This is a genomic window from Frankia sp. CcWB2 (assembly GCF_977927585.1).
This window is the reverse complement of the sequence record NZ_CDWRCM010000041.1, coordinates 6,789-12,793: the sequence shown is the minus strand read 5'-3', so window position 1 is coordinate 12,793 and position 6,005 is coordinate 6,789. Positions and strand designations below refer to the sequence as shown.

The window sequence follows — 6,005 nt, the reverse complement described above, 5'->3', positions numbered from 1 at the left end:
TCGTGTTACTTTCCGTGCTATGCCGGACCCTGCTCGCCGGACCGCTCGAGGAGAGGCGGGAAGTGACCGCACCGCACCTGCAGAACGACTCCGCCGACCACGTGCGGGTGCTTCCGCCCCGGCTCGACCCGCGGGGATCGAGGTCCGGCCGGTCGGGATCCGGGTCGGCACGCGGCGGGCGGTCGGCGAGGCGTCGCGGGTTGCTGGTGTTCCTGGCCTTCGTGTCCTGCATCGTGTTCGTGGCCACGGTGGGAGGCTGGGCCGCGTACTTCTATGTCGACGGCAAGGTCAACCGGATCGATCTCGGCCTCGGTTCGAGCGGCGACTCCGGCGGAGTGGGGAGCGCGAACTACCTGCTGGTCGGGACCGACAGCCGGGCCGGTACTGACGGTAAGTACGGGAACGCGCCGGGCCAGCGCTCCGACACGACGATCCTCGCGCACCTGGCGAAGGACGGGACCACCACGATGGTCTCGTTCCCCCGTGACATGTACGTGCTGATCCCCGAGTACACCGACGACGCCGGCAAACACCACAAGGCCTGGCACGATAAGTTCAACGCCGCGATCTCCGTGGGCGGCCCGTCGCTGTTGGTGCGGACGGTGCAGAGCCTGACCGGCCTGCAGGTCGACCACTACCTCTCGATGGACCTGGCGGGCTTCAGGGCAATCACCGACGCCATCGGCGGTGTCCAGGTCTGCATCAAGCCGTCGGGCACGGAACCGAGCCGCTACCAGGACGACCGCGGGCGGTGGCGGGTGAGCACGAACACCAACGACCCGATGAGCGGATTCGTCGGCGGGCCGGGGACGATCCAGCTCGGCGGCGACCAGGCCCTGGCCTTCGTCCGTCAACGCCACGGCCTGCCGGACGGCGACTTCGACCGCATCCGCCGGCAGCAGCAGTTCATCGGTGCGATGTTCCGCAAGATCATGACAGGCGACACCCTGACGAACCCGGTCAAGACCGAGAAGCTGATGTCGGCGGCGGCGAGCGCGCTCACCCTCGACGACCACACCAGCATCGCCGACCTGCGCAGCCTCGGGACCCGAGTCCGCGGGCTGGCCACCGGGGGCCTCCAGATGCAGACCGTGCCCGTCCACGCGCCGACCCGTGCCGAGGGGGCGCTCGACGACAACGGCAACATCCGCCTGCACGGAGTCCCGGCCTCCGTGCAGTTCTACCGGCCGGACGACCTGCAGCGCATCGTCGCGCCGATGGGTGGCAAGGTCGAGGGCGCGAGTTCTACCACCGACGCCGGGAGCAGGGGGACCGGTCCGGCGCTCGCTCCCGGCGCCGCCGCCGCGCCCTCCCAGGTCCGGGTCGCCGTCTACAACGGCTCGTCGCGGGCCGGACTCGCGTCCAAGGTCACCGAGCAGCTGACCGCCAAGGGCTTCCACGCCCGCAACGCCGGCAACGCCTCGGTCCTCACCCACGAGACCTCCCGGGTGGTCTACGCCCCCGGGCAGGAGGCCAAGGCGAACACTGTCGCCGCGGCAGTGCCCGGCTCGGTCCTGCTCGCCGATGCGAGCATCACCGGTGTCCAGCTCGTCCTGGGCTCCGGCTTCACCGCGGTGGTGACGCCGAGTGTGACGGCCAGTGGGACCGCGCCCGCGCCGGCGGCACCAGCGGCCGGACCAGCGGCGCCGGGAGCGCAGGTGGGTGCGCCCTCGCCGGGCGCACCCACCTGCACCTACTGATTCTCCTGGTCCCGCCGGTAGAGTCCCACCGGCCCACGGGACCGCGGTCCGCCCGCGTGGCTTGCACTACTCTTCCGGGATGTGCACGTCTTCCGGGGTGTGCACGGATGGCCGCCTCCTCTGGCCGCGGTCGGGGGTCAGCCAGGTCGCTCCCCCAGCTCCACCCCGCACAGCCAAGGCCGAGCCTCCGGCCGGCGTCCCTCCCGGAGAGGAACTCACGTGCAGATCACGGATTCAGTCGCCGTGGTGACCGGCGGGGCTTCCGGCCTCGGCCTTGCCACCGCCACCCGGCTTGTCGACGCTGGTGCCAGCGTGGTCCTCCTCGACCTCCCGTCCTCGAACGGCGCGGCGGTCACGGAGAAGTTCGGCAGCTCGGTGCGATTCAGCCCCGGCGACGTCACCTCCGAGCAGGACGTGACGGCAGCTCTGGACGTGGCAGCCGAGCTGGGCCCGCTGCGCATCGCCGTCAACTGCGCCGGCATCAGCAACGCCGCCAAGACACTGAGCAAGGAAGGGCCGTTCCCGCTGACCATCTTCGAGCGGGTCGTCAAGGTCAACCTGATCGGCTCATTCAACGTCATCCGGCTCGCGGCCGAGCGGATCAGCAGGACCGAGGAGATCGACGGCGAGCGTGGCGTCATCATCAACACCGCGTCCGTGGCGGCGTTCGAGGGCCAGATCGGGCAGGCCGCCTACTCGGCGTCCAAGGGCGGCATCGTCGGCATGACGCTGCCGATCGCCCGCGACCTCGCCAGTCTGAAGATCCGCGTGGTGACCATCGCCCCTGGCCTGTTCGACACCCCGCTGCTCGCCTCGCTGCCGGAGCCGGCTCGCGTCTCCCTCGGCCAGCAGGTCCCGCACCCCTCGCGCCTGGGCTCCCCCGACGAGTACGGCCTGCTCGCAACCCAGATCATCGCGAACCCCATGCTCAACGGCGAGACCATCCGCCTCGACGGTGCCATTCGGATGGCACCCCGCTGAACGGGTTCACAGCGCCGCGAGCTGCTCGGCGAGGCGCGCAATCGAGGTCTCGGCGTCGAGCAGCCGCTGGCGGGTCTTTTCGACCACGGCGACCGGCGCGCGGCCGGTGAAGTTCGGGTTGGCGAGCTTCGCGGCGACCTGCTCCTTCTCCCTGCCGGCCTCGGCCAGCAGCTTGCTCAGCCGCGCCCGTTCGGCCGCCGTGTCAAGCGCGCCGGACAGGTCCAGGGCCACGCTGACCGATTCCAGGGCGACGGCGGGCCAGTCCCCCGGTAGTCGGTCGGCGACCGTGAGGTCGAGGGAGCACAGCGCCCCGATCTCCTCCCGCCACCCGGCCAGACCCCCAGCGCCGGCCGGGCCACCCGGACCGACCCGGTCACCTGGACCGACCCGGCCACCTGGACCGACCATGACCGCGGCCACCCGCCGGCCGGGGCGCAGCCGCTGGTTCGCCCGGAACTGCCGCAGCCCCGTCACGACCCGCCGGAGCCGGTCGATCTCGGCCTCGGCGGCCGGATCTGCGCGGCCGGCGATCGAGACCGGCCAAGGCGCGGTCACCACCGTCGTCCCCCCGGTCAATGCCGTCCACAGTTTTTCGGTCACGAACGGGATGACCGGATGCAGTAAGCGCAGCAGGACGTCGAAGCAGCGGCCCAGCACGGCCCGGGCCGGGTCCGCCGCCGGGCCACCCGCCCGCAGCGGGATCTTGGCCAGTTCGAGGTACCAGTCGAAGAGCTCGTCCCGGGCGAAATGGAAGAGCGTCTCGCAGGCCCTGGCGAACTCGAACTGTTCGTAGTAAGTGTCGACGTCGGCCACCACAGCCCGCAGCCGGGAGAGAATCCACCGGTCCGCGGCGGACAGCGGCCCGCCGGCGAACGGGTCCGCGGTCGGGTCGGCGCCGTTCATCAGCGCGAAACGGGTGGCGTTCCAGAGCTTGTTGACGAAGTTGCGGCTGGCGTCCACCGCCTCCTCGGACAGCGGGACGTCGGCCCCGGGATTGGCTCCCCGGGCCAGGGTGAAACGCAGCGCATCCGCGCCGTGGGAATCGATGAGCGCCAGCGGGTCGATCGCGTTTCCCCAGCTCTTGCTCATTTTCTTGCCGTGCACGTCCCGGATGAGCCCGGTCAGCGCCACTGTCCGGAAGGGCACGTCGGGCATCGTGTAGGAGGCGAGCATCATCATCCGGGCGACCCAGAAGAAAATGATGTCGTATCCGGTGAGCAGGACGGCGGTGGGATAGAAACGGCGCAGATCCGCCGTGTCCTGCGGCCAGCCCAGCGTGGAGAACGGCCACAGCCCGGACGAGAACCAGGTGTCGAGCACGTCGACGTCCTGGCGAATGCCGGTGGCGCCGCAGGTTCCGCAACGGTCGGGATCGAGCATCTCGTCCCCAGCGGGCGGCACGGTGACGTGCCCGTCCGAGCAGTACCAGACCGGGATGCGATGGCCCCACCACAGCTGGCGGCTGATGCACCAGTCATGCATGTCGTCGACCCAGCCGAAGAACCGCCCGGCGAGCTCCGGCGGGCTGATCGTGGTCCGACCGTCACGGACCATGTCCCCGGCGGCGCGGGCCAGCGTGGCGACCGCGACGAACCACTGCAGGGACAGCCGGGGTTCGACGACCGTCTGGCACCGGTCACAGTGCGGAACGGCGTGGAGGTAGGGCCGCCGCTCCGCAACGATGCGCCCCTCCGCCCGCAGTGCCGCGGTGATCGTGCTGCGCGCCTCGAACCGGTCGAGCCCCTGGAAGGGGCCGTGGGCGATGATGATGCCGCGCTCGTCCATCACAGTCAGGCTCGGCAGGCCGTGCCGCCGGCCGATCTCGAAATCGTTCGGATCATGGGCGGGGGTGACCTTCACCGCGCCGGTACCGAAGGCGGGATCGACGTGCTCGTCGGCGATGATCGGGATCCGCCGGCCCGTCAGCGGAAGCTCGATCTCGGTGCCGACGAGATGCGCGTACCGCTCGTCGCCCGGGTGCACGGCCACCGCCGTGTCACCGAGCATCGTCTCCACCCGGGTGGTCGCCACCGTCACCGGGCCGTAGGAGATCGAGACGAGCTCGCCCTCCTCCTCGAACGCGTCGACCTCGATGTCCGACAGGGCGGTCAGGCAACGGGGGCACCAGTTGATGATCCGTTCTGCCCGGTAGATGAGCCCGTCGTGGTACAGGCGGGCGAACATGGTGCGCACGGCCCGGCACAGGCCCTCGTCCATCGTGAACCGCTCGCGGGTCCAGTCGACGCCGGCCCCGAGGCGGCGCATCTGCTCGCCGATGGTGCCGCCGTAGGACTCCTTCCACGCCCACACGCGCTCGACGAACGCCTCGCGCCCGAGATCGTGCCGGCTCCTGCCCTCCCGCGCCAGCGCCCGCTCGACGACGTTCTGGGTCGCGATGCCGGCGTGGTCCGTGCCGGGCAGCCACAGCACGTCGTAGCCCTGCATCCGCCGCCGCCGGGTCAGCGCGTCCATGAGCGTGTGCTGGAAGGCGTGGCCCATGTGCAGCGAACCGGTGACATTGGGCGGCGGGATGACGATGCAGTATGGCGGACGCCCGGGCGCGCCGGTGGGAGTGAAGACACCCTGCTCGATCCAGCGCCGGTACAGCCCGGACTCTACCGACGACGGCGCGTACGTCGTCGGTAGATCAAGACGGATACCAGGCGTGGTCATGTGGGCCAGTGTATGAGGAGGCACCGACCTGATCGGCGGGAGAACCGACCGCGCTGGCTGGTGAGGACCCCTGGAAGCAGGGCTTCGGCGGGTTCGGTCCGGACCGCTCGCGGGTAGACAGACAACCATGCGGCCTAGCCAAGGCGAGATCCCCGGGCGGATCTCCCGGGGGTGCTGAGGGTGCTGCGGTGCTGAGGGTGCTGCGCTGGTTCGCCCCGATCGCCCCGTTGCTCATACTCGCCCTGGTGGTCGGACTGCACCTGAGCAACCCGGAATGGAACATGCTCGGACTCGCGATTCTGAGCCCCATGCTCGCGGCCACGTTCGCCGGCCCCCGGCTGACCGCCGGCTACGGGGTGGCGGCGATCCTGGCGGGCATCCTGCTGAGTCTGCACAATGACCTGTTCGGCCGGAGCGGCGGTGGCCCGACGGCCCAGGTGGTCCGGTTGGTCGGGGTCACGGCCGGCGGAGTGATGGCCGTCCTGGTCAGCCGGTACAACATCCGACGCGAGACGAAGCTGCAGAACGTCACTCGGGTGGCCGAGGTGGCGCAGCAGACGATCCTCAGTCCCGTCCCGTCGTCGTCCGGCGGGCTGCGGTTCGCCGTCCGCTACGAGAGCGCCACCATGGAGGCCATGATCGGTGGGGATC

3 protein-coding genes and 1 pseudogene are annotated in these 6,005 nt (G+C 70.5%); 3 read left to right on the top strand and 1 reads right to left on the bottom strand.

Features of this window, described 5'->3' with window-relative positions; translation table 11 throughout:
- Together ACY45C_RS06690 and ACY45C_RS06685 are read left to right on the top strand one after the other, a co-directional pair.
- Positions 1-1,700: LCP family protein (locus ACY45C_RS06690; RefSeq protein ID WP_462186768.1), on the top strand; the 1,700-nt coding region annotated here is incomplete at its 5' end.
- A gap of 219 nt (positions 1,701-1,919) precedes the next feature.
- Positions 1,920-2,681: a 3-hydroxyacyl-CoA dehydrogenase gene (locus ACY45C_RS06685; RefSeq protein ID WP_462186767.1), complete on the top strand. Its 762-nt coding sequence runs from the start codon at positions 1,920-1,922 to the stop codon at positions 2,679-2,681.
- Between the two features lie 6 nt (positions 2,682-2,687).
- On the opposite strand, the gene ACY45C_RS06680 is transcribed toward ACY45C_RS06685, so the two are convergent.
- Entirely contained in the window at positions 2,688-5,354 is a 2,667-nt protein-coding gene (locus tag ACY45C_RS06680; RefSeq protein WP_462186766.1) for a valine--tRNA ligase, read from the bottom strand.
- Between the two features lie 197 nt (positions 5,355-5,551).
- On the opposite strand from ACY45C_RS06680, the pseudogene ACY45C_RS06675 reads away from it, so the two are divergent.
- Positions 5,552-6,005: pseudogene (locus ACY45C_RS06675) on the top strand (PP2C family protein-serine/threonine phosphatase); the annotation flags it as partial.

What these genes read in the sequence shown, in the direction of transcription:
- ACY45C_RS06680 (WP_462186766.1), bottom strand. Translation starts at nt 5,354, where the DNA reads ATGACCACGCCTGGTATCCGTCTTGATCTACCGACGACGTACGCGCCG.